The 22,366-nt window shown below is 73.5% G+C and carries 16 protein-coding genes; 7 read left to right on the top strand and 9 right to left on the bottom strand.

Annotated elements, in window-relative coordinates; all coding sequences use genetic code 11:
* Positions 1 to 49 precede the first annotated feature (49 nt).
* Positions 50 to 1,417: a pyridoxal phosphate-dependent decarboxylase family protein gene (locus ACFWFZ_RS31645; RefSeq protein ID WP_387126956.1), complete on the top strand. Its 1,368-nt coding sequence runs from the start codon at positions 50 to 52 to the stop codon at positions 1,415 to 1,417.
* A 56-nt stretch (positions 1,418 to 1,473) separates the two neighbouring features.
* Here the strand turns inward: ACFWFZ_RS31645 and ACFWFZ_RS31640 are convergent, their stop codons facing one another.
* Positions 1,474 to 1,827, bottom strand: coding sequence for a hypothetical protein (locus ACFWFZ_RS31640; RefSeq protein WP_387126954.1), 354 nt, complete (start codon positions 1,825 to 1,827; stop codon positions 1,474 to 1,476).
* 311 nt (positions 1,828 to 2,138) lie between these two features.
* On the opposite strand from ACFWFZ_RS31640, the gene ACFWFZ_RS31635 reads away from it, so the two are divergent.
* Complete coding sequence (locus ACFWFZ_RS31635) at positions 2,139 to 4,223, top strand: SpoIIE family protein phosphatase (protein ID WP_387126952.1); 2,085 nt, start codon at positions 2,139 to 2,141, stop codon at positions 4,221 to 4,223.
* A 36-nt stretch (positions 4,224 to 4,259) separates the two neighbouring features.
* Here ACFWFZ_RS31635 and ACFWFZ_RS31630 read toward each other — a convergent pair whose 3' ends face one another.
* The 3 genes from ACFWFZ_RS31630 to ACFWFZ_RS31620 all read right to left on the bottom strand — a co-directional run bounded on the left by ACFWFZ_RS31630 (position 4,260) and on the right by ACFWFZ_RS31620 (position 9,957).
* A complete protein-coding gene (locus tag ACFWFZ_RS31630; RefSeq protein ID WP_387126950.1) occupies positions 4,260 to 5,258 on the bottom strand; it encodes an RNA ligase family protein in 999 nt (332 codons plus the stop codon).
* A 59-nt stretch (positions 5,259 to 5,317) separates the two neighbouring features.
* Positions 5,318 to 7,951: a SpoIIE family protein phosphatase gene (locus ACFWFZ_RS31625; protein ID WP_387126948.1), complete on the bottom strand. Its 2,634-nt coding sequence runs from the start codon at positions 7,949 to 7,951 to the stop codon at positions 5,318 to 5,320.
* Positions 7,952 to 8,133: 182 nt separating this feature from the next.
* Positions 8,134 to 9,957, bottom strand: a complete 1,824-nt coding sequence (locus ACFWFZ_RS31620; protein ID WP_387126946.1) for a VanW family protein — start codon at positions 9,955 to 9,957, stop codon at positions 8,134 to 8,136.
* A 429-nt stretch (positions 9,958 to 10,386) separates the two neighbouring features.
* On the opposite strand from ACFWFZ_RS31620, the gene ACFWFZ_RS31615 reads away from it, so the two are divergent.
* Together ACFWFZ_RS31615 and ACFWFZ_RS31610 are read left to right on the top strand one after the other, a co-directional pair.
* Positions 10,387 to 12,243, top strand: coding sequence for a protein kinase (locus ACFWFZ_RS31615; RefSeq protein ID WP_387126944.1), 1,857 nt, complete (start codon positions 10,387 to 10,389; stop codon positions 12,241 to 12,243).
* Between the two features lie 71 nt (positions 12,244 to 12,314).
* Positions 12,315 to 12,866, top strand: a complete 552-nt coding sequence (locus ACFWFZ_RS31610; RefSeq protein WP_387126942.1) for a hypothetical protein — start codon at positions 12,315 to 12,317, stop codon at positions 12,864 to 12,866.
* A 128-nt stretch (positions 12,867 to 12,994) separates the two neighbouring features.
* Here the strand turns inward: ACFWFZ_RS31610 and ACFWFZ_RS31605 are convergent, their stop codons facing one another.
* The 5 genes from ACFWFZ_RS31605 to ACFWFZ_RS31585 form a co-directional block, all read right to left on the bottom strand.
* Positions 12,995 to 13,465 (bottom strand): hypothetical protein, encoded by a 471-nt coding sequence (locus ACFWFZ_RS31605; protein WP_387126940.1) that lies wholly within the window; start codon positions 13,463 to 13,465, stop codon positions 12,995 to 12,997.
* A gap of 241 nt (positions 13,466 to 13,706) precedes the next feature.
* Positions 13,707 to 15,029 carry a M1 family metallopeptidase gene (locus ACFWFZ_RS31600; RefSeq protein ID WP_387126938.1) on the bottom strand — a complete coding sequence of 441 codons (1,323 nt, stop codon included), beginning with the start codon at positions 15,027 to 15,029 and terminating at the stop codon, positions 13,707 to 13,709.
* 95 nt (positions 15,030 to 15,124) lie between these two features.
* A complete protein-coding gene (locus ACFWFZ_RS31595; RefSeq protein ID WP_387126936.1) occupies positions 15,125 to 19,063 on the bottom strand; it encodes a Pls/PosA family non-ribosomal peptide synthetase in 3,939 nt (1,312 codons plus the stop codon).
* Between the two features lie 193 nt (positions 19,064 to 19,256).
* Positions 19,257 to 19,739 carry a DUF6328 family protein gene (locus ACFWFZ_RS31590; protein WP_387126934.1) on the bottom strand — a complete coding sequence of 161 codons (483 nt, stop codon included), beginning with the start codon at positions 19,737 to 19,739 and terminating at the stop codon, positions 19,257 to 19,259.
* Positions 19,740 to 19,799: 60 nt separating this feature from the next.
* Positions 19,800 to 20,480 (bottom strand): HAD family hydrolase, encoded by a 681-nt coding sequence (locus ACFWFZ_RS31585; protein WP_387126932.1) that lies wholly within the window; start codon positions 20,478 to 20,480, stop codon positions 19,800 to 19,802.
* A gap of 260 nt (positions 20,481 to 20,740) precedes the next feature.
* Here ACFWFZ_RS31585 and ACFWFZ_RS31580 point away from each other — a divergent pair, with 260 nt between their 5' ends.
* From ACFWFZ_RS31580 to ACFWFZ_RS31570, 3 genes are read left to right on the top strand one after another with little or no spacing between them, the layout of a single operon-like run.
* Positions 20,741 to 21,328, top strand: coding sequence for a nucleotidyltransferase family protein (locus ACFWFZ_RS31580; RefSeq protein ID WP_387126992.1), 588 nt, complete (start codon positions 20,741 to 20,743; stop codon positions 21,326 to 21,328).
* On the top strand, positions 21,325 to 21,579 hold the full coding sequence (locus ACFWFZ_RS31575; protein WP_387126930.1) for a hypothetical protein: 255 nt from the start codon (positions 21,325 to 21,327) through the stop codon (positions 21,577 to 21,579). The genes ACFWFZ_RS31580 and ACFWFZ_RS31575 overlap by 4 nt, the downstream gene beginning before the upstream one ends.
* Positions 21,576 to 22,307, top strand: coding sequence for a metallophosphoesterase (locus ACFWFZ_RS31570; RefSeq protein ID WP_387126928.1), 732 nt, complete (start codon positions 21,576 to 21,578; stop codon positions 22,305 to 22,307). The genes ACFWFZ_RS31575 and ACFWFZ_RS31570 overlap by 4 nt, the downstream gene beginning before the upstream one ends.
* Positions 22,308 to 22,366: the final 59 nt, after the last annotated feature.

Here is a 22,366-nt window from a genome sequence, read left to right as displayed (position 1 = left end):
TACGAGCCGCGGCTTGCGGGGCGTCGGCGGCTGTCCCATAGTCCGAAGTATGGACGCGCGCGAGGCCGCGCTCCGGCGGGCGCACGAGCATGCCGTCCGGTGGCTGGCGAGCCTGTCCGAGCGGCGGATTCCCGCACGCGCTTCGGTCGACGAGATCGTGCGCGCGCTCGGCACCGAACTGCCCGACGCCCCCGGCACACCGGCCGATGTCGTCGACCTGCTCGCCACGGCCTGCGAGCCGGGACTGACCGCGTTCCCGAGCGGCCGGTTCTTCGGGTTCGTGGTCGGTGGTACGGAGCCTGCCGCACTCGCCGCGGACTGGCTGGTCAGCGCCTGGGACCAGAACTCCGTGATGCGGGCCGCCTCACCCGCGTACGCGGCGGTGGAAGAGGTCGCCGGCGCGTGGTTGCTCGATCTGCTGGCTCTGCCGGACGACAGCGGCGTCGGCTTCACCACCGGTGCCACGATGGCGAACTTCACCTGCCTCGCCGCCGCGCGCGACGAGGTGCTGCGGCGCTCCGGCTGGAGTGTCGCCCATGACGGGCTCGTCGGAGGCCCGCGCGTACGGGCCGTCGCCGGCGAGGACCGGCACATGGCCGTGGACCTGGCGCTGCGTTACCTGGGGCTCGGCGCCCCCGCCCTGGTGGCGGCCGACGGCCAGGGGCGCATGGATCCGGACGCCCTGCGGCGTGTTCTGGCGGCGGGCGGACCCGGCCCCGCCATCGTGGTCCTCCAGGCCGGAGACATCCACTCCGGCGCCTTCGACCCCTTCACCGAGACCGTGCGCGCCGCCCGCGAGGTGGACGCCTGGGTGCACGTGGACGGGGCCTTCGGGCTGTGGGCGGCCGCCTCGCCGCGCCACGCGCACCTGGCCGAGGGCTGCGCGTACGCCGATTCGTGGGCGACGGACGCGCACAAGACCCTGAACGTCCCCTACGACTGCGGTCTCGCCGTCGTGCGTGACCCGTCCGCGCTGCGGGCCGCGATGGGCCTGCGCGGCGACTACCTCATCCAGCACGAACACGGCGACCCGGTCGACACGGTCCCCGAGCTGTCCCGCCGCGGGAGGGCGTTCACGGTGTGGGCGGCGCTGAGGTCGCTCGGCCGCTCGGGGGTCGCCGAACTCGTCGACCGGCTGTGCCGGCACGCCTGCGCGTTCGCCGACGGCATCGCCGCGATCGACGGCGCCCGGGTGCTCAACGAGGTGGTGTTCACGCAGGTGTGCGCCGATTTCGGCGACGACGAGCGCACCGACCGGGTACTCACCCGGCTGCTTGAGGACGGCACGACGTGGATCAGCGGCTCCACCTGGCACGGCCGTCGCGTCATGCGCATCTCCGTGAGCAACTGGTCGACGAACGACGACGACGTGAGGCGCGCGCTGGACTCGATCCGGCGCGCCGCCGCCGGCCTCTGACCGGGCCCTGTGCCCCGTCGCCCCGGGAGGCGACGCCGGTCGACGGCCCACCGGCGTCAGTGGACGACGCTGAAGCTCCGCCAGGGCCGGGTCCTGGGGGCCGTCACGTCCGAGAGAGTCGTCGCCACGTAGATCCCGTTGTTCGGCTCGTCGGTCTCCTTGCAGTCGTGGTTCTGGTACAGGATGACGTCGACGAGGGTGTTGTTCTCGACGTGGGTGGCCCCGTCGGGGATGGCGATCCGGTGGCAGCCCGTGACGAGGGTGTTGTTGTAGTTGATCTCGACCGGCGAGTCGTGGCCGCGGAAGCTGAGCTGGCCGACGGTGGTCCGACCCAGACCCGAGCAAGCGGTGGCGCTGAGCAGCAGCGCTGCGGCCCCCGCGATGATGCCGATACGTCGCCTGTGGGACATGGTGCGGTCCTCGTCTGTGCGGTGGTGGCGGTCCTTGCCCACAGCGTGGCCCGGCGTGGCGCGGGTGGCTTGCTGTGCTCGGCCGACCGGATGAACCCGGCCGGTACGGACCGCTCCCGCCCACGGGTGGACGCCGCACCCGGGTGCTACGGCCGGGGGGCGCCGCCCGCCCCCCGGAGCGAGGATGAAGGTGATGAAGGGGAACAGACGCAGCCGCGGACCGCACTCGGCGAGCGGCCGGCGCGAGCTGCGCCGCGATCCCGGGCTGCCGTGTGGCAAGGCCGGGTCCGCCCGGAAGGAGCGGGTGCGGGATGCATGAGGAGATGCCGCAGTACGACCTGATCAGCAGCGCCGCCCAGGACGCCGGCGGGTGGCTGGGCGCCCTGCCGGTGGCCCTCGTGGCCACGAGCGGCGACGGCATGATCGTGCGGTGGAACCACGGCGCGCAGGAGCTGCTGGGCTACGACCCGCCCCAGGTCATCGGACGGCACATCGCCGATCTCCTCCACCCCGGCGCGGACCGCAGTCTGGGCCGTTCCCTGTGGGAGACGGCCGCCACCGGTCGCGGGGTGATGGGTACGGTCACCGCCTGGCACCGCAGCGGCCATCCGATGGAGCTGGAGATCTGGGCCTGCCCCGTACCGGATCGGCGGCACGGCGCCTCGGCGGTGCTGGTGTTCGCGGCGGACGCGCACGCGGCGCGCCGGATCCGCGGGGCCTCGGCGGTCTGGGACGGCCTGTTCGCCCGCTCTCCCGTGGGGATCGCCGTACTCGACACACAGCTGCGGTTCCTGCAGGTCAATCCGGCTCTTGAGGCGATGAACGGTCTGTCGGAGTCGGCGCATGTGGGCCGGCGCCTGGCCGAGGTGCTGCCGGAGGTCAACGCGGGCGAGATGGAAGAGGCCATGCGCCAGGTGCTGGAGACCGGCGAACCGGTCCTCAACCGACTGCGCACCGGCCGGACCCCCGCCGACCCGGACCACGACCACGTGTGGGCGTGCTCGTACGTACGGGCCGAGGACCCCGGCGGGCAGCCGATCGGCGTGATCGCCTCCCTGCTCGACATCACCACGCAGCAGCGCGACCACACCGAGGCCGAGGCGGGGCGGCGCAGGCTCGCGCTGCTCACGGAGGCCAGCTCCCGCATCGGCGCCAGCCTCGACCTCGAACGCACCGCGCAGGAGCTGGCCGACCTGGCCGTCCCGCACCTCGCCAGTGCCGTCACCGTCGACGTCCTGGACTCGCTCGCGTGCGGCGACGAACCGGGCATGGGGCTGACCGGGGGCGTCGCGCTGCGCCGTCTGGGCAAGGCCCCGCTGGCCGGCACCCCGGTCACCCAGATCCTCGCGCCGCTGGGCAGGACCCTCACCTTCCCCGCGACCGCCCCGTACACCCAGGCCCTCGCGGCCCGCCAGCCCTACCTGGTCGCCCAGCTCGACGCCACGACGGTGGCCTCGGCCGCCCGGTACACCCCCAGGCCCGCGCAGCTCGTCGAGGCGGGCGTGCACTCGTTCATGATGGTCCCGCTCATCGCGCGGGGTCTCGTCCTCGGGGTGGCCTCGTTCTTCCGCACCCGGCCCTGCGAGCCGTTCGGCTCCGACGACGTCACCCTCGCCGGCGAGCTCGCCGCGCGGGCCGCCATCAGCATCGACAACGCCCGCCTCTACCATCACGAGCACGAGACCGCGGTCGTACTGCAGCGCAGCATGCTGCCGCAGCACGTCACCCCGCCGCCGGGTATCGAGATCGCCCACCGGTACCTGCCGGCCAGCGACGTCAACGAGGTCGGCGGGGACTGGTACGACGTCGTCCCCCTGACCGGAGGCAGGGCCGGCCTGCTCATGGGCGACGTGATGGGGCACGGCATCGCCGCCGCCGCGGTGATGGGGCGCCTGTCCGCGACCGTCCGTGCCCTCGCACGGCTCGACATGCCGCCGACCGCGCTGCTCCACCAGCTGGAGGCGGCCCTCGCGGACCTCGCGGAGCCGATGCTCGCCACGTTCCTGTACGTGGTGTGCGACCCGGCGACCGGCCACTGCACGGTCACGCGCGCCGGCCACCCGCCGCCGGCCGTCGCCGAGCCCGACGGCACCGTCTACCTGGTGAAGACGCCGCCCGGTGCGCCGCTGGGGGTCGGCGGGGTCACCTTCACCACCACCGACATCATCCTCCCGCAGGGCAGTCTGCTCGTCCTGTACACCGACGGGCTGATCGAGGCCCGCGACCGGGACATCGACGAGCGTCTGGGCGAGCTGACCGGCCTCCTCACGGAGCCCCTCCAGCCTCTCGACCACCTGTGCGACTCGCTGATCGCCCACCTCGTCCCGGCGTCCGCCGACGACGACATCGCCCTGCTGACGGCCCGCATCGGCATGAGCCACCGGGTCGGCCGGTGAGCCCTGGCCGGGCTGATCGTTGCGGTGACCGTCGCGTCAGGACCGGCGGTCGGCGGCGTCGAAGCGTGCCAGGGCGAGTGCGCCGGCATGGAGGGAGTCCTCCAGGGCACGCCGCGTGGGCCCGTCCAGGCCGCCCAGCTCCTGGGTGACCTCCTCGGTGGCGTCCCGCGCGATCTCGGCGGCCACGTCTCCCGGCGGGGTACGCGGTCCCAGCTTGCTGACGGCCGAAGCGGCGCGAGCAGGCGTGAGCAGGCCGGTGCCGTGGGCCAGCAGCCAGCCGGGGACGCCCGCGGCGCCTTCGGCCGGCGCCTGGTAGGGGCGCGCGCCGTCGAACCGCTCGTCCTCGGCGAAAGCGGGCTGTTTGGCCTTGGCCATGGGCCGGGCAGGCCCCCGGGACTCCCCCGCAGGTTTGACGACGAGGCCCTCCGCCAGGTTGTCGGGCAGGGCCGGCAGGCCGAGCAGGCCGGGCAGCCGGGTCGGGAAGAGCGCCGGCAGCTCCTGGAGGCGTACGAGCGGCCCCTCGGCCAGCAGCGGCACGCACAGCAGGCCCGCCGAATCCGCCGCCGCGCGCAGGGTGCGGTCGGCGACCCAGCGCGGCCCGTCCTCGTCGGTGACCGTCGCGTCGAAGGGCAGCCAGATCAGGTCGGGGGCGTACCAGACGCCGGTCTGTACGGCCGCCGCGCCCGGCACGGCCGGTACCCCGGGGTGGGGGTAGCGGCCGCCGGCCAGTTCGCCGTACACGGTCACGACCGCCGACGGCGCGGCGCCGACGGCCTCCCGCAGGGCCCCCGCGCAGCGGGTCGCCGCGACGGCCAGGGCGGGCCAGATCCGGCCGACGCCGAAGAAGGCGTCGAGTCCGCCGTCGCCGAGCAGTTCGCGCCGCTTGGCGGGGTGGGCGCCCGCCACGTCGCACACGACGGCGAAGTTGGCGCCGTGGATCTTCTCGTGGGCCACCCAGGTCCGGCCGCGGGCCTCTCCCAGCCGGGTGTTCGCGGGGATCTTGGGATAGGGGGCCCATTCGGGTTCACGGTGCACCGGGCGATGGTAGCGATCACGGCCCCCGCCGAGCAGGTCTTTTACCTGCGAGGGCGCCGTCAGAGGGGGTCGACGTCGAGGAACGCCGACAGGACGGGCTCGCCGCCGCCGGGGGCGCCCGGCAGGGGCAGTTCCGCCCAGATGACCTTGCCGTCGGGGGTGTAGCGGGTGCCCCAGTGCTCGCTGAGCTGCGCCACCAGGAACAGTCCGCGTCCTCCCTCGTCCGTGGTGGCGGCGTACCGCAGGTGGGGGGCGGTGCTGCTGCCGTCCCACACCTCGCAGGTCAGGTTGTGGTCGCGGAGGAGCCGTACCCGCACCGGCCCGCTTCCGTGCCGCAGGGCGTTCGTGATCAGCTCGCTGAGGATCAGTTCCGCGGCGAAGCCGAGCTCCGTCAGGTCCCATTCGTCGAGCTTCTTGGCGGCGACGCTGCGCATCGCGCCGACCGCGCTCGGTTCGAAGGGCACGTCCCACTGGGCGACCCGGTCCGGGCCGAGGGTCCGGGTCCGCGCGATGAGCAGGGCCACGTCGTCGGTCGGCCGTGCCGGGAGCATCATGTCGAGCACGGCCCGGCAGCTGTCGTGGGGGTCGCGGTCGGGGTGGCTCAGCGCCGCCCGGAGCAGTTCGAGGCCCTCGCCGATGTCCCGGGTCCGTTCCTCCACCAGGCCGTCGGTGTAGAGGACCAGCTGGCTGCCCTCGGCCAGCTCCAGTTCCGCGGTCTCGAACGGCATGCCGCCCAGGCCCAGCGGGGGCCCGGCCGGCAGCTCGACGATCTGCGTGCTGCCGTCGGGGGCGACCAGGAGCGGAGGCAGGTGCCCCGCACGGGCCATCGTGCAGCGCTGGGAGACCGGGTCGTAGATGGCGTACAGGCAGGTGGCGCCGAGTACGCCGCCGTCCGCGTCCTCGGCGTCCCCGTTGTGGTCGTGGTCGATGCGCTGTACGAGGTCGTCCAGGCGGGCGAGGATCTCGTCGGGCGGCAGGTCGAGCGAGGAGAAGTTGTGTACGGCGGTGCGCAGCCGGCCCATGGTGGCCGCGGCGTGCAGGCCGTGGCCGACGACGTCTCCGACGACCAGGGCGACCCGGCTGCCCGGCAGCGGGATGACATCGAACCAGTCGCCGCCGACGCCCGACTGGGCGGGCAGGTAGAAGTGCGCGACGTCCATGGCGCTCTGTTCGGGCAGGGCGCGCGGCAGCAGGCTGCGCTGGAGCGTCACGGCGAGGGCGTGCTCGCGGGTGTAGCGGCGGGCGTTGTCCATGCTGACCGCCGCGCGGGCGACGAGTTCCTCGGCGAGGGACAGCTCGTCCTCGTCGAAGGGCTCCTGTTTCTGCGACCGCCAGAAGTTGACCACGCCGAGGACGACGCCCCGGGCCATGAGGGGGGCTGCGATGAGCGAGTGGATGCCGTAGTCGACGATGGCGCGGGCGCGGGGCGGGTCCTGGGCCTGCCAGCCGGGCGCCTTGGACAGGTCGGGTACGAGTTCCGCCCGGCCGGTGCCGTAGCCGCGGGCCTGCGGGGTGGACGGCAGGAAGTCGATCAGCCGGCCGACGGGGTAGAGGGGGTGGTCGGAGCGGATGCCGCTGATCGCCGTGCGGCGCATGTCGGCGCCCGGGGCAGGCTCGTCGCCGTCGATGACCTGGTCGGCGAGGTCGACGGTGACGAAGTCCGCGAAGCGGGGTACGGCGACGGCGGCGAGCTCCTCGGCCGTGCGGACCACGTCGAGGGTGGTGCCGATGTCGCCGCCGGCGTCGTACAGCAGTTTGAGGCGCCTGCGGGCGGTCTCGGCGCGCGTGGTGAGGATCTGCATCTCGGTGGAGTCGCGGATGGTGACCGCCGCCCCCTCGGGCCGACCGCGGGGGTGGGTGGGGCGCTGGTTGACGACGAGGAGGCGGTCGCCGGAGCCGATCACCTCGTCGGTGGCCTCGCGGCCGGAGAGCAGCAGGTCCGCCATCCGGCGCTCCAGACCGGGCACGTCGCCGATGTGCCGTCCCTCGGCGTCCTCGGGCAGGCCGAGCAGGCGTTTGGCCTCGTCGTTGGCCAGCAGTAGCTTCCCGTCACCGTCGGTGATGAGCACGCCCTCGCGGACGGCGTGGAGCACCGCGTCGTGGTGCTCGTACATGCGGGTCATCTCCTGCGTGCCGAGCCCGTGGGTCTGGCGGCGCAGGCGTCTGCTGATCAGCCAGGTGCCGCCGGTCGCCAGGGCCAGGCCCGTGGCGATGGCCAGGAGGATGACGGGGAGCTGGCGGTCGAGGGCGCCGGTGACGTTCTCGACGGTCAGGCCGGCGGACACCAGAGCGACGACCTCGCCGTCGGGTCCCTTGACGGGGACCACCGCCTGGATCTCCTTGCCGAGGGGGCCGTCGACGCTCTCGGTGTGGACCTTGCCCTGCAGCGAGGGCTCGATGTTTCCGACGAACCGTTTCCCGATGCGGTCCGGCTGGGGATGGCTGTAGCGGATGCCGTTGGTGTCCATCACCACGATGAAGTCCACCCCGGCGGCCTTGCGCGTCTGCTCGGCGAGGGGCTGGAGGATGGTGGCGGGGTCGGGCGTCTTCAGCGCCGGCTGGAGGCCCAGCTGGTGGGCGAAGGTCTCGGCGACGGCCACCGAGCGGTTGCGCGCCTCGCGGTCGATGTCGTGCCGCGACTGGAGCACCAGTGCCAGCAGCGCCCCGGCTGCGAGCAGGACCACGATCGCCACCTGGAGGACGAATACCTGGCCGGCGACGCTTCTGAATCGGTTGCCTAGAGGTGACCGCACCGACGTGCCCGGCACGGGTGGCGAGGAATGGTCACGAACCCAGTTGTAGCACTTCCGGGCCGTCATGGCTCCCGGCATGCACAATCCGCGCCGGGAGTGTCACGCCTCGTCCCGTACCTCGCTCAGGACGAGCGGGGTGCGCCGGCGGCGCTGAGGCGGTCGGCAGGGGTGTCGGACGGGGCGGGGGCCGCTTCCGCCGTCGGGGCCGGGGTCTGCGGCCCCTCGGGGGTTTCCGGGGTGCAGACGACCTCGTCGCGCGGGGTGTAGCGGGTCTTGAACTCCTCGCTGCGGACTTCCTTGCCGCCCTGGACGAAGACACGGCCGACGGTCACGTCGAAGCCTTCGAGGGGGGTCTGGACCTCGCAGGCCGGTCCGGTGCCGGTGCGCTTCGCGGGCTGCGTGATGTTGCTGCGCGGCCCCTTGGTCGCGCGTATCTCGTCGTACTTCTTGGTGCCGAGGAGGGTGATGGTCAGCGAGGTGTCGGTGGACTCGGCCTGTATGTAGACGGGGTGGCCGGAGTCGTTGATCCAGCGCAGGTCGAGGGTGCCCCAGGCGACGGTGGCCTCGCGGCCCTCGGGGTAGCGCTCGATGTAGAAGGAGTGGGCGCCGTGCTCGACGGGCTTGAGGCCCGCGAAGAAGACGGCGTTGTACATGGTCGTGGCGACCGCGGAGACGCCGCCGCCGGGCGACTTCACGTACTGGCCGTCATTGATCATGATGCCGTCGACGAAACCGTTCTCCTTGGTGCGCTCACCGACCGTGCGGTTGAAACTCCACTCCTTGCCCGGCTGGACCACGGAGCCGTTGATGAGTTCCACGGCGCGGCCGATGTTGGTGCTGCGGTAGGGGGCGGCGGGGAACTCGACGGTGAAGGAGGAGATCTTCTCCTTGATGCCGAGCCGGGCCGCCTCGCTCGTCAGCTCCGGCTGGACCGCCACGGTGGCGACCTCGCCGCTGCGGGCGGCGCCGGTACGGGTCAGGAGCGGCAGCACGGCCTTGCCGAGCGCGTCCTCGGTGACCTTGCGTCCCGCACGGCTCTGCTGGGCCAGGACCACGGTGCCGTCCGGGCCGACGTGGGGTGCGGCGTCGAGCGGCGGACGGCTGACCTCCTCGATGGGGCGGGCCACGGCGGGGTCGGCGAGCAGGCCCTTGGAGTCGAGGGCGGGCACGAGACGGCCCTGGGCGTCGGGGCGCATGCTCAGGTGCTCGCCGAGCACGGCGGGGGGGATGGACATGCTCTGGCCCGCGACGGTGAGCGCGACGGGACCCGACATGGCGGGCTGCGCGAACTGCTTCATGGCCCGTCCGGTCTCCGCGGCGCCGACGGCCGGCTCGGTGTGCTCGACCGGCAGTACGACCGGGGAGGTGTCCGTGCGCAGGTAGGAGTCGCGGAGGGTGGTGAGGGCCCGGTCCTCGGCGAGGGTGACGCCGGGGAGGGGGGTGACGGCCTTCGCCGCGCCCTTCTCGAAGGCGATGGCTCCGTCGCGGGGCGCGCGGGCGGTGGTCTCGGCGATGCGGTCGACCGCGGCCCGGCCCTTCTGCTCGTCCGCGCGGATCACCGGTTCGATGTCGCGCTCGCCGGAGGCGAAGAGGCCGCCGATGACGGTCATTGGGTCGTAGCCCTTGCGTACGGCGCGGTCGGCGGTCGCCTCGGCGTCGAGCGACAGCCCGAGCGCGGCGGGATCGGCCTTCTCCACGCGGTCGCCGATCTTCATGGCGACGGGCGCCGCGGCGGTGGGGCCGAGCTCCCGGTCCAGCGTTCGGCGGGCCTGCGCCGCGGTCATCCCGCCGATGTCCACGCCGCGCACGCGGGTGCCCTGGTCGATGTCGCCGCCGACCGCCAGTCCCGTGACGTAGAGGCCGCCCAGCCCGAGGACGACGGCTCCGCCCGCCACCATCGGCAGGGCCGTCCGCCGGTTGCCCGTCCAGCCGCGCACGCGTCCCATGTCACTCCCAGTGGCGCCGACCGTTCCCGGGCGGCGCGGGCCGCGGCTCGCGCGGCACATAGACGACAGTTACCGGGAATCATGATTCCCCCAAAAGGGTCAATTGAGGGATGAATGTAACGGTTCTCACGATGAGGCCGGTGCGGGTGCGGCGAGCCGTCCGGTGCCGGGCGGGCCCGGCACGGCCAGGTCCCGGGTGAGGTCCGGGGTGAGGTCCGGGCGCGGAACTGCGTCGTCCGCCCACCCCGCCCCGACATCCCCTGCGCCGGGACCCGGCCGGGACGGCCCTGGGCTCCGCCGCCGCGTGGCGCCAGGCGGTCCGCACCCGCCGCGGAGCAGCAACTCCGCTGCTCATCAGGCTCGTTGCCCTCTTCGGATCACCGGGATAGATTTCCGGAAACGGTTACCGATCCAAGCGGGGCAGGCGACGTGTTAGAGCTGACGGGGAGCGGGGCCCAGCCGCTGGAGGCGGAGGATCCACTTCGGATCGGGCCGATTCCGCTGGCGGGGCGGCTCGGGGCCGGCGGCATGGGGCGGGTGTACCTCGGCGTCCAGGAGGGCCGGTACGTCGCCGTCAAGCAGCTCCTGTCCTCCGTCGTCGGCGAGGACGAGGACTTCCTGCGCCGCTTCGGGCACGAGCTGGACAACCTCGCCCGGCTGCCCGCGGACGCCACCGCGCCGCTGCTCGCCAGTGACCGCGAGGCGAAGCCGCCCTGGTTCGCCACCGCCTACATCCCCGGGCTCACCCTGCGCGAGGCCCTCTCGCTGCACGGCGGACCGCTGCCCGGGGACGCGCTGTGGCTGCTGCTGCGGGAGGCGGCGGCGAGCCTGTCGTCGGTGCACGCGCTGGACATGGTGCACCGCGACCTCAAGCCCTCGAACGTCATGCTGACCCTGGACGGGCTGACCCTCATCGACTTCGGTGTCGCCCGGGCCGCCGAACAGAGCCAGCTGACCAGGACCGGCATGGTCGTGGGCACTCCCGCCTACATGGCTCCCGAGCAGGCCTCGGGGAAGCGGCGGCTGAGCGGCGCCACCGACGTGTTCGCGCTGGGTTCGGTACTGGCGTACGCGGCGTGCGGCCGGCCTCCCTTCGGGGACGAGTCGGGGCACGGCGTGCTGTACCGGATCGTCCACGAGGAACCCGACCTGGAGCCGCTGCGGAAGCTGGAGCCGGAGCTGGCCGGGCTCGTCGGGGCCTGCCTCGCCAAGGATCCGGACGACCGCCCCACGGCGCCGGAACTCCTCGCACACGCCTCCCGGAAGGGTCCGTTCACGCAGCCGCTGTGGCCGGCGGCCATCGACGATCGCCTGACCGAACGGGCCGCCTTCGCCGCGAACGTGCAGGACGTCGACGTGCCCACGCTGCCGCTCTCCGGCGGGAAGCCGGACCCGCAGGAGGCGGAGAAGGAGGAGGCCGAGGCGCCCGGGCCCGCTCCCGCCGTCGGGTCCCTCCCCCACGGGCCCGAGCGGCGCGAGCGCCGCCGTACCCGTGTCCTCCTCGCCGTCCTTCCCGTCGTCGTGCTCTCCGGCGGCACGACACTCGCCGTCCAGTACCTGCCGCACGACTCCTCGCCGCGGGCCGAGGCACAGAGCACCCCGACGGCTTCCGTGACGGCCCCGGCCGACCCGGCGTCGGGGGCCGGTGGCAGCCCGTCCGGTACGGCTCCGCCCGGACAGCCGCCGGCCCAGGACCCGGGGCAGGCGCAGGGCGCCACGGGCGGCGCCCCGGTCACGGCGGCCGGCGGCGCGGGAACCGGTCCCGGCGCGGGCACGGTGCCCGGCGGCGCCCTACCGGGCTCGGGCGGCTCCGCACGCTCGGCCGCCGCGGGCGGCGGCGGCAACGGCGGCGGATCCCACCCGTCCGCCGGGGGCGCGTCGACGGCACCCACCAAGGCCCCGGAGCAGCCTTCCTCTCCCCCCGACTCCGGCACCTACCGCTACCGCAACGGCAACAACGGCACGTGCATCACCCAGGTCTTCGGTTCCTCGGACTTCGGTGACTGCGCGAACGGCTCCGCCCGCTGGACCGTACGGAGCAGGCCGGACGGCAGCTTCAAGCTCGTCAACCAGCAGAGCGGAGGCTGCCTCTACTCCAACGGTCTCGGCCAGGCCGTCTTCGTCGGCGACTGCGCCCAGGACATCGGCCGGGTGTGGCGCACGGGTTCGGGCGGATCCCTCCGCAGCGACCTCGGTGGCGGCTGCCTCGACCTCGGCATGAGCAGCGGCCTGGTGACGAAGACCTGTGGCGGGGAGGCGTCCCAGCGCTGGACGAAGCAGGCCTGAGCCGTGGCACTCGCGCCCGGCCCGGCCGACGCGCCCGTGACCACGGGCGGTGGTTCGCCAAGATCGACGGGATGGCACACTGGCCGACCGTACGGCGAACCGAGAGGGCGGACACCATCGTGCGACGGCAACGGGGGCGGGCAGCCCTGGCAGCCCTGGCCATGGCGGCACTGGTGACGGCGACGGCCACGGCCTGCGGCACCGCGCTGCGCGACCTCGGCCCGCTGCCGCCGCGCTTCTCGGGCCCGCCGCTGCCCGCGGACACGGTGGTGTCGGAGATGACGTCGGTCCTCGCGGCGGAGGGCGTCACCGTGACGCGGCAGCCCTCGGACGTCCTGGGCCGGTGCACCGAACGGCTGTCGGGCCGGCACGCCCCGGAGACGGTGGACTCCGCCCTCCAGGCGGCCTTCTCCCGGGCCCGTTCCGAGTACGGCTGGCAGGCCGGCCCCGACCTCGGCAGCGGCACGCTGACCCTCACGAAGGGGAACTGGACGGTCCTGGCGAACTTCCCGGCCGCGGAGCCCGCGCAGGGCATTCAGGCCCTGGTGGTGATGTCCCTGACCTGCCTGGACGCGGGCGGCTCCTCCGCCACCCCGACGATCGCCCCCACCCGGGGGACTTAGGGTCTGTATCGAGTTGCCCCGCGGGGCAACTCGATACAGACCCTAGTGCCCCACCGTCACCGCTGCCGGTGGGACACCGGCGCCCGCGAGAGCGTACGCACCGCTGCGACGGGCGCCCGGAAGCGGCCTCAGAAGGCCCGTAGGAGGTACTTGGTGCGGAAACCGCCGCTCGTCGAGCAGTCGAGGGTGCTCTGCGTGCTCGTGTAGGTGAAGCCGGAGGGGACGGTGCACGCCCACAGGCCGGTCTTCGGGGTACGCAGCAGGTACTTGGTGCGGAAACCGCCGCCGGTGGAGCAGTCGAGCGTGTTCTGGGTGGAGGAGTAGGTGAACCCGTCGGAGACGGTGCAGGCCCACAGTCCGTCGCTGGGCGGCTGGACGAAGTAGTAGGTGCGGAAGCCGCTGCCCCCGCAGTTCAGGGTGTTGGTGGTGGAGGAGTAGGTGTAGCCGGGCGGGACGGTGCAGGACCAGAAGCCGGCGGCCGCGGCCGTGGCCTGCGCGGCCGGGGAGGCGGACGCGGTGGCGGGGACGAGGGCGGTGGCCAGCATGACGGCCGCACTGCCGCCACCGAGCAGCAGCGTACGCAGTTTCGATCGGATCACGGGATGCACTCCTGGCTCGTTGTTCACCGGACGGAACCATGCGACGGGTGCGGCGGGAGGTGCCGGGATCTGCTCCGGCCCGGACCTCCGCGGGGCGCGCGCTGAATGCTGGCAGCCGCATAGTCCCCCGGCAAGGGCGGCCCCACCCCTGCCCGCCGACTTCCGGCCGCCTCGGGCAAGCCTCTGACCTGCACGATCGTCGAGGAGGGGTGGACGGGAGGGAGTCCAATGCGTCCGGAAACTACACCGGCAGGGGCGGGAGAGGGGCCTCGTACAGCCACACCGAGTACAGGTCGTCCAGCGGATCGGCCGTGTAGCGGGCGGCGTGGGCGGTGAACGCGGCGGTGCTCACCACGCCGTGCCGGTGCACGATGGCCCAGTCGCGCAGCATGCCGAAGAAGGCCTCATCGCCGAGGGCGCGGCGGATCGCGTGGACGGCGAGGCCGCCGCGCTGGTACAGGCGGTCGTCGAACATCAGCTTCCGGCCGGGGTCGACCAGCCTCAGGTCCTGCGGCCGGGCGGTCAGCGACCGGTGCGCGGCGGCCGCCTGCTCGTGTGCGGTGCGGCCGCCGGAGTGTTCCGACCAGAGCCATTCGGCGTACTTCGCGAAGCCCTCGTTGAGCCAGATGTGGCGCCAGTCGGCGATGGTCACGCTGTTGCCGAACCACTGGTGCGCGAGCTCGTGGGCGATGAGGCGCTCCGATCCGCGGACGCCGTCCAGGTGATTGGCCCCGAAGAGGGACAGCCCCTGCGCCTCCACCGGCACGTCCAGTTCCTCGTCGGCGACGACGACCGCGTACTCGCCGAAGGGGTAGGGGCCGAAGAGCTCCTCGAAGAGCTGCATCATGGCGGGCTGCCGGGCGAAGTCCCGGGCGAACCGAGGGAGCAGGTGGGCGGGCACGTGGGCACTCTGTGTGACGCCGCCGAGCCCGGGGTCGCCCAGGAGCACCGTCTGGTACATGCCGATGGCCAGGCCGACCAGGTAGCTGGAGGTCGGCGCGGGCTGCTCGTACACCCAGGTGGTGGTGCTGGCCCTGGTGGTCCGGGTGAGGAGCCGGCCGCCGGCCACGACCGTGTAGGCGGACGGCGTGTTGACGGAGATCTGGTACGAGGCCTTGTCGGCGGGGCGGTCGTTGCACGGGTACCAGGAGGGGGCGCCGACCGGCTGGCTGGCCACGAGGGCGCCGTCGGTCAGTTCCTCCCAGCCGAGGCCGCCCCAGGGGCTGCGCACCGGCTTGGGGTTGCCCGACCAGTGCACGTCGACGGTGAAGGCCGCTCCGGGCGGCAGCGGCTTGGCCGGCCGGATGCGGAGCCTGCCGCCGCGGTGGGCGTACTGCGGCGCCCGACCGTTGACCAGGACACGGCCCAGCTTGAAGTCGGCCAGGTTCAGGTGGAACTCGGTGAGCGGCGCCCGGCCGGCGATCGCGCTGAGGCGGCCCGTGCCGGCCAGCCGGTTGGGGGCGGGGCGGTAGTCCAGGGCGATCTCGTACCGGTGCACGCGGTAGCGGGCGTCCCCGTTGGCCGGGAAGTACGGGTCCGATACCGCTGTGGTCTGGCCGCTCACTGCCGCTTCCGCTCCCTGCGCCGTGCTCGTACGACGTGCTGGTGTGCCCCTGCCGTGCCTGCTGCCGGTTGCGTCCCGGCCGGCGCCGCCGCCCCTCAGGATCGCCACGCCTCGATCGGGTTGCCCAGCCAGCGGGTGTCGGCGGGGACGGACTCCCCGGCCATCACGAGGGAGGCGGGGCCCAGGGTGCTGCGTGCCCCGACCGTGCTGCCGGGCAGGACGATTCCGCCCGGGCCCAGGGTGGCGCCCTCGCGGAGGATCACAGTATCCGTCCTCAAGATCCGGTCGTGGAAGAGGTGTGTCTGCAACACACAGCCGCGGTTCACGCTGACCCCGTCGCCCAGCGTGACCAGGTCGGTCTCGGGCAGCCAGTAACTCTCGCACCACACGCCCCGGCCGATGCGGGCGCCGAGCCCGCGCAGCCACAGGGCCATGAGCGGGGTCCCGGGCACCGATCCGGCCAGCCAGGGCACGGCCAGTACCTCGACGAAGGTGTCGGCGAGCTCGTTGCGCCAGACGAAGCCGCTCCACAGCGGGTGCTCGCCCGGCCGGTGCCGGCCCACCAGCAGCCACTTCGCGGTGACCGCCACGCAGCACGCGGTCGTTCCGGCGGCCAGCAGGACGGCTCCGGACAGCAGCGCGGCGCCCCAGAGGCCCAGACCGCTCCACGCGGCCAGGGCGCACAGGGCGGCCACGGCCAGTACGGCCAGCGCCGCCGAGAAGAACACGGGGAGGAGTCGGCACAGCTCCACCAGGCCGCGGGCCCACAGCAGGTGTGCGGGCGGCTCGTAGGTCCGGCTGTGGTCGGCGGCGGCGGCGGACCGGGGCAGCTTCACCGGGGGCAGGCCCAGGTACGAGGTGCCCTTCTTGGCTTTCTTCGGGGCGGCGGACAGCACGCCGACCAGCCCGTCGTCCGGCACGGTGCGGCCGGGAGCGGCCATGCCGGAGTTGCCGAGGAAGGCCCGGCGGCCGATCGCGGAGTGCCCGATCCGCACCCAGCCGCCGCCCAGTTCGAAGGGGGCGGTGAGGGTGTCGTCGGCGAGGAACGCGCCGTCGCCGACGGTGGTGAGGCTGGGCAGCGCCAGTACGGTGGACACCTCGGCCCCGCGGCCGATCTTCATGCCGAGCAGACGCAGCCAGACCGGTGTGATCAGCCCCGCGTAGAGCGGGAAGAGGGTCTCCCTGGCGAGGTCCATGAGCTGGGTGACGGTCCATGCCTGCCAGCCGGTCCGGCTGTGCGTCGGATGGTTGCCGGCGCGCAGGCCGAGGCTCAGCAGGCGTACTGCGGCCAGCAGCAGCAGCGCGTAGGCGAGGCCGAAGGCGAGCGCCGCGGGCACCACGGCGACCAGGGCTCCGCCCAGGGCCTCGACGAGCCCGGCGTCGGCGGGCACGAACCGGCTCAGCACGAGCAGGGCGGGCACGGCGGCGAGGGCGGGCAGTGCCGTGAGGCAGAAGCCGGTGGTCCCGTACATGGCGCGCCAGTGGACCGCGCGCGGCGGGCGTTCAGCGGGCCAGTTCCGTTTGGCCTTGCCGAGTTTGACGGCGGGTGCGCCGGCCCAGCGCTGGCCGGTCGGGACGGTCCCGGTCACGGCGGAGCCGGGGGCGACCTCGGCCCGCTTGCCGATCCGCGCGCCGGGGAAGAGCACGCTGCGGGTGCCGACCACCGCTCCCGCGCCGATCCTCATGGGACCGATCTCCAGCTGGTCCCCGTCCAGCCAGTGACCGCAGAGGTCGACCTCGGCCTCCACGGCGCAGCCGCGGCCGAGCTTGAGCATGCCGGTGACGGGGGGCAGCGCGTGCAGGTCCACCTCGGGGCCCACCTTGGCGCCGAGCGCCCGGGCGTAGCGTTCCAGCCAGGATCCGGTCAGGGAGGTCGCGCCAGCGTATTCGGCCAGCCGCTCGGCGGTCCACAGTCTGAGGTGCACGCTGCCGCCGCGCGGGTGCCGTCCGGCCTCCACCCCGCGCAGGAGCAGGCGGGCGCCGCCGGCGGCGATGGCGAGGCGCCCCGGGGGGCTGAAGAGCAGGACGGCGCCGGCGGCGACGAGCCACCAGGAGGCGGTCGGCGCCCACGGATACGGCCCGAACCGGTGCAGTACGTTGCCGAGCGCCAGCAGCGCGACCGTCCAGCGCAGCCCGAGCACGGTGAGCAGCGGCAGCAGCAGGAGGCACTGGACGACCTGGGAGCGGAGGGGGACCGGTGCGACGGGGCGTGCCGCGTCCGCGTCCGGTACGGATTTCTCCAGGCGGCGGGCCAGCTTGCGCAGGGTGGGCTGCTGGTAGATGTCGAGCACGGCCGCGCTCGGGTAGCGGGTGCGCAGGCGGGTGGTGAGCCGGGCGGCGGCGATGCTGTTGCCGCCGATCGCGAAGAAGTCGTCGGAGGCGCGGGTGACGGTCGCGCCGAGGATCTCCCGCCACTGCTCGGCGAGCCAGGCCTCGGTGCCGTGGAGCTCTTCGGCGGGGCCGGCGGTCTCCAGGTCGGGCAGCGGCCAGGGCAGCGCGTCGCGGTCCACCTTGCCGGAGGTGCGGGTGGGCAGTTCGGTGACGGGGGCGAGGAGCGGTACGAGGGCCGCGGGCAGCTCGGCTCGCAGGCGTTCGACGGCCGCGGCACGGTCCCAGCCGTCCTGGGTGACGAGATAGCCGACGAGCAACTGGTTGCCGCTGCGCGCGGTGCGGACGGCTGCCGCGGCGCCCGACACGTGCGGCAGGGCCTGGAGGGCGGCGTCGACCTCGCCCAGTTCGATGCGGCGGCCGCCGAGTTTGATCTGCTCGTCGGCGCGGCCGAGGAAGACGAGTCCTTCGGGTTCCGCGCGGACGAGGTCGCCGCTGCGGTAGGCGCGCTGCCAGCCGAGGGAGGCGAGGGGGGCGTACTTCTCGGCGTCCTTGCCGGGGTCGAGGTAGCGGGCCAGGCCGACGCCGCCGATGACGAGTTCGCCACTGCCGCCCATCGGGACCGGTTCTCCGGCCGCGTCGACGACGGCGAGTTCCCAGCCGTTCAGCGGGAGGCCGATGCGGACGGGTTCCCCGCCCGTCAGGAGGGCGGCGCAGGCGACGACGGTGGCTTCGGTGGGGCCGTAGGTGTTCCAGACCTCGCGGCCCTCGGTGACCAGCCGCTGGGTCAGTTCGGGCGGGCAGGCCTCGCCGCCGAAGATGAGCAGCCGGACCTCGCCGAGGGCCTCGGGCTCCCAGAGGGCGGCCAGGGTGGGGACCGTGGAGACCACGGTGATCTCCTGTTCGACCAGCCAGGGGCCGAGGTCGGCGCCACTGCGGACCAGGCTGCGCGGGACGGGCACGAGGCAGGCGCCGTGGCGCCAGGCCAGCCACATCTCCTCGCATGAGGCGTCGAAGGCGACGGACAGGCCGGCCATGACCCGGTCGCCGGGCCCGATGGGTTCCTCGGCGAGGAAGAGGGCGGCTTCGGCGTCGACGAAGGCGGCGGCGCTGCGGTGGGTGACGGCGACGCCCTTCGGCTTGCCGGTGGAGCCGGAGGTGAAGATGATCCACGCGTCGTGGTCGGGCCCGGGGCGGGCGGAGCGGTCGCCGCCCGGACCGGTGGCGCCTTTGATGTCGATGCGCCGTCCGGCGCCCACCACCGCCCGTACTCCGGCCTCGCCGAAGACGAGGTCGGCCCGTTCGTCGGGGTCCTCGGCGTCGACGGGCACGTAGGCGGCGCCCGCGGCGAGGACCGCGAGGATCGCGACGTACAGCTCGTTGGTGCCGGAGGGGACGCGGACGCCGACCCGGTCTCCGGCACCGATCCCGGCGGCGGCGAGGGCACGGCGGCCGCGGTCGACCTCGGCCGCCAGGGCGCGGTAGGTGAGGCGGGTGGCGCCGTCGTCGAGGGCCGGTTCGTCGGGGTACGCCCGTACGGAGGCTTCGAGGATGTCGACGAGGGTGCGGGGCGGGGCGGCGGGCCCGGCGCGGAAGCGGGCGGCCTTGCCGGTCTCCTCGTGCGTTGCCGTTCCCCCGTCCGGGGCGTCGTAGGGGCCTCGGTCGTCGAGGAGGGCGAGTTCAGTGCGGTCGGGTGTGGCTGGCATCGGCCCTCGCGTGTCGTTCCGACAGTTGGTCCGGTTCATCGGCTGAGACCTGATACGCCCTGTTTGTTACGGTCTGTCGCCGAACAACCCACCAGCCTAGTGCGCGGTCAGGGATCTTCCCGTCGAAGCTTCGGGTGTGGCCGGTTGGCGACGGTCTGCCGACCGCTTCGGTACCCCGCTTTCGGTACCCCGCTCACTTCTCGACCGTGTAGCGGATCCGCGCCCACAGCGGCAGGGCGAACCAGCACAGCAGGTACCAGGCCAGGACGACGGCCACCAGCCACGGCACCAGGGCGTCGTGGGTGGCCACCCGCAGGACGAGCAAGAGCGCCGCTGTACACGTGGCCAGCAGCAGGACGAGGCCCGTGAAGGTGAGGCGCGAGGCCCAGGCCACGGCCTGGGGCTTGATCTGCCGGCCGGAGACGATGCGGTGGAAGGCCACGGGCCCGATGAGTGCGCCGGTCGCCAGGGAGCCGAGGACGATGGTGACGATGTAGATGGTCTGGTCCGTCTGGGGGAGCTGGTGGAAGAGCGGGGTGAAGACCACGGTCAGGAGGAAACCGAAGAGGATCTGCACGCCCGTCTGGGCGACGCGGATCTCCTGGATCAGCTCCTGCCACTGCCGGTCGGCGCGCTCCTCCGGGCTCTCGTCCCGTCCTTCGCTGGTGCCGGTCATGCTCTCTCCCTCGTTTCGTGTGGCCCGGGGCGCCGCCGCCCCGACGCATCGGCCGCAGTCCTACTTCCCACCTTCGCCGGACCCGTCGGCGAAGGGGCTGTCGTCGAGGCCGGCCAGCAGGTCGGCGGGGTGCCGGTAGACCGCGCGCGCTCCTGCCTCCTCCAGGTCCCGCCGGGGGATCCCGCCGCTGAGCAGTCCCACGCAGACGACGTCGGCGCGCGTGGCGGCCTCCATGTCCCAGACGGTGTCGCCGACGAACACGGCGTCACGCGCGGCCGCGCCGGCGAGTTCGAGGGCGTGGTGCACCGGATCCGGGGCCGGCTTGCCCTCGCTGACGTCGTCGGAGCTGGCGGTCGCGGTGATGGCGTCGTCGGCGCCGATGGCGCCCCTGAGCGCGGTGAGCTCGGCCTCGCTCGCGGACGTGACCAGGACGACCCGCCAGCCCCGGCGGTCGAGCTCGCGCAGCAGGTCGGCGGCGCGGTCGAGGCCGGGGAGCCGGTCGAACCAGGTGGCGTACAGCGTGTCGTGGGCGGCGGTGAGCCGCTCGTCCCCGCTCGTGTCGCGGTCGTCCCCCAGCAGGTGGGCGAGGAGGTCCTCGCCCGGCAGGCCGATGGCGCGGTGGATGTCGTGCATCGCCACGTCGTGGCCGGCCTGGCGCAGCGCCTCCCACCAGCACGTGACGTGCAGGTGGTTGGTGTCGGCGAGGGTGCCGTCGACGTCGAACAGAGCGGCGCGGTTCATCTTCCGCCTCCCTACGGGTCGGTGGCCGGGACCGTGCGGGAACGCCTGGCCCCGCCTCGTCCGGCGCCTACCCCCGGCGCTCCCTGTCACTCGTCCGGCCCACACCGGGGTTTCGCCGGCGCCGGATGGGTAAGGTGCCTGCCGTCAGCGCGCGGATCCCCGGCCTGTGCCGGTTCGAACGAGCGAGGTCCTCCGTGAACAAGCCTGCGGCCGACACCTCCGGCGGGGTCCCTCCGCCGGAGGCCCTGAGCCCGCCCACCATGACCGACGGCCAGCTCCCCGAGGACCACACCCAGGCGATCCTGGAGGTCACCAAACGTGTCGCGGCGCTGCTGAAGGAGTCAGGGCAGCCGTTCGCGCTCGCCGGCAGCGTGGCCGCGTTCGCGCACGGCGTCCCGGCCCGGTTCCAGCACGACACGGACTTCTGCATGCGGCGCGAGGACGCCGACGCGGCGATCAAGGCGCTGGAGGACGGCGGCATCGAGATGCGCCGGGCGGCGGAGGACTGGCTGGTCAAAGGCCGTACGGGAGGGGAGGAGATCGACCTGATCTTCGAGCTCGCCCGTCGGCCGGTCAGTACGGAGCTGCTGGAGCGGGCGCCGGTGAAGTCGGTGGACTCGGTGTGGATGCCGGTCCTCTCCCCCACCGACCTGATGGACAGCCTGCTCTCCGCCCTGTCCGAGCACTACTGCGACTTCGGCGACCTGCTGCCGATGGCCCGGATGCTGCGCGAGCAGATCGACTGGGGGCGGCTGGACCGCGTCCACCGGGACTCCCCGCTGCCCGACGCCTTCCTGTACCTCCTCGACCGGCTCCGGGTCATCGACCGGGGGAAGGGGACCTCATGACTTCCGTCGAGAACCTCGACTACCGCGTGGAGCACCTGCGCGACCGCCTGGCGCGTGAGGACATCGCCGAGCTGGGCGTACGGGTGGAGACGCGGGGCGCGTGGGTGATGGTCTGGGGCGTCGTCGCCGACGCCGGTTCCCGGGCGGCCGTGCTGCGGATCGTCGCGGAGGAACTGGAGGGCGTGCCCTGGCACGAGGACCTGACCGTGCACCGGGTCGGGCCGCCCGGGCCGGCGGAGGTTCTGTCGTGATCCGCATCGCGGCCGTCGGGGACATCCACCTGGGACCGGACAGTGGCGGCGCCCTGCGGCCGGCCTTCGACACCCTCGGTGACTGCGCGGACCTGCTGCTGCTCGCCGGTGACCTCACCCGGCACGGCACCCGCGAGGAGGCACGGGTGGTGGCCGCCGAGGTCGCCGGCCTGCCCGTGCCCGTGGTCGCCGTCCTCGGCAACCACGACTACCAGAGCGACCAGCCGGACCTCGTGGCCCGTGAACTGGCCGCGGGGGGCGTCCACGTCCTGGAGGGTGACGGCGTCACCTTCGGCATCCGGGGCGTCACCGTGGGGATCGCCGGGACGAAAGGTTTCGGCGGGGGTTTCGCGGGCCGCAGCGCCACGGAGTTCGGGGAACCGGAGATGAAGGCGTTCATCCGGTACTCGCGGGCGTGCGCGGACGGGCTCGGCCGCACACTGCGCGAGCTGGACGCCCTGGGCAGCGGACTCCGCGTGGCCCTCACCCACTTCTCGCCCGTGCCGGACACCCTGGCGGGCGAGCCGCTGGAGATCTACCCCTTCCTCGGCAGCTACCTGCTGGCGGAGGCCATCGACGAGGCCGGTGCGGACCTCGCGGTCCACGGGCACGCCCACCTCGGCACGGAACACGGGATGACGAGCGGCGGAGTGCGCGTACGCAATGTCGCCATGCCGGTCATCGACCGCGCTTTCGCCGTGTACCACCTTTCCCCGTCGCCCGGCTGAGGAGCGTCGGAAGGGTCAGCGCGCCACGATCGGGTATATAACCGAACAGAACCAACGAC

This window comes from Streptomyces sp. NPDC060232, from assembly GCF_042726555.1.
GTDB lineage: Bacteria > Actinomycetota > Actinomycetes > Streptomycetales > Streptomycetaceae > Streptomyces.
This window is presented reverse-complemented; position numbering and strand designations above follow the sequence as displayed.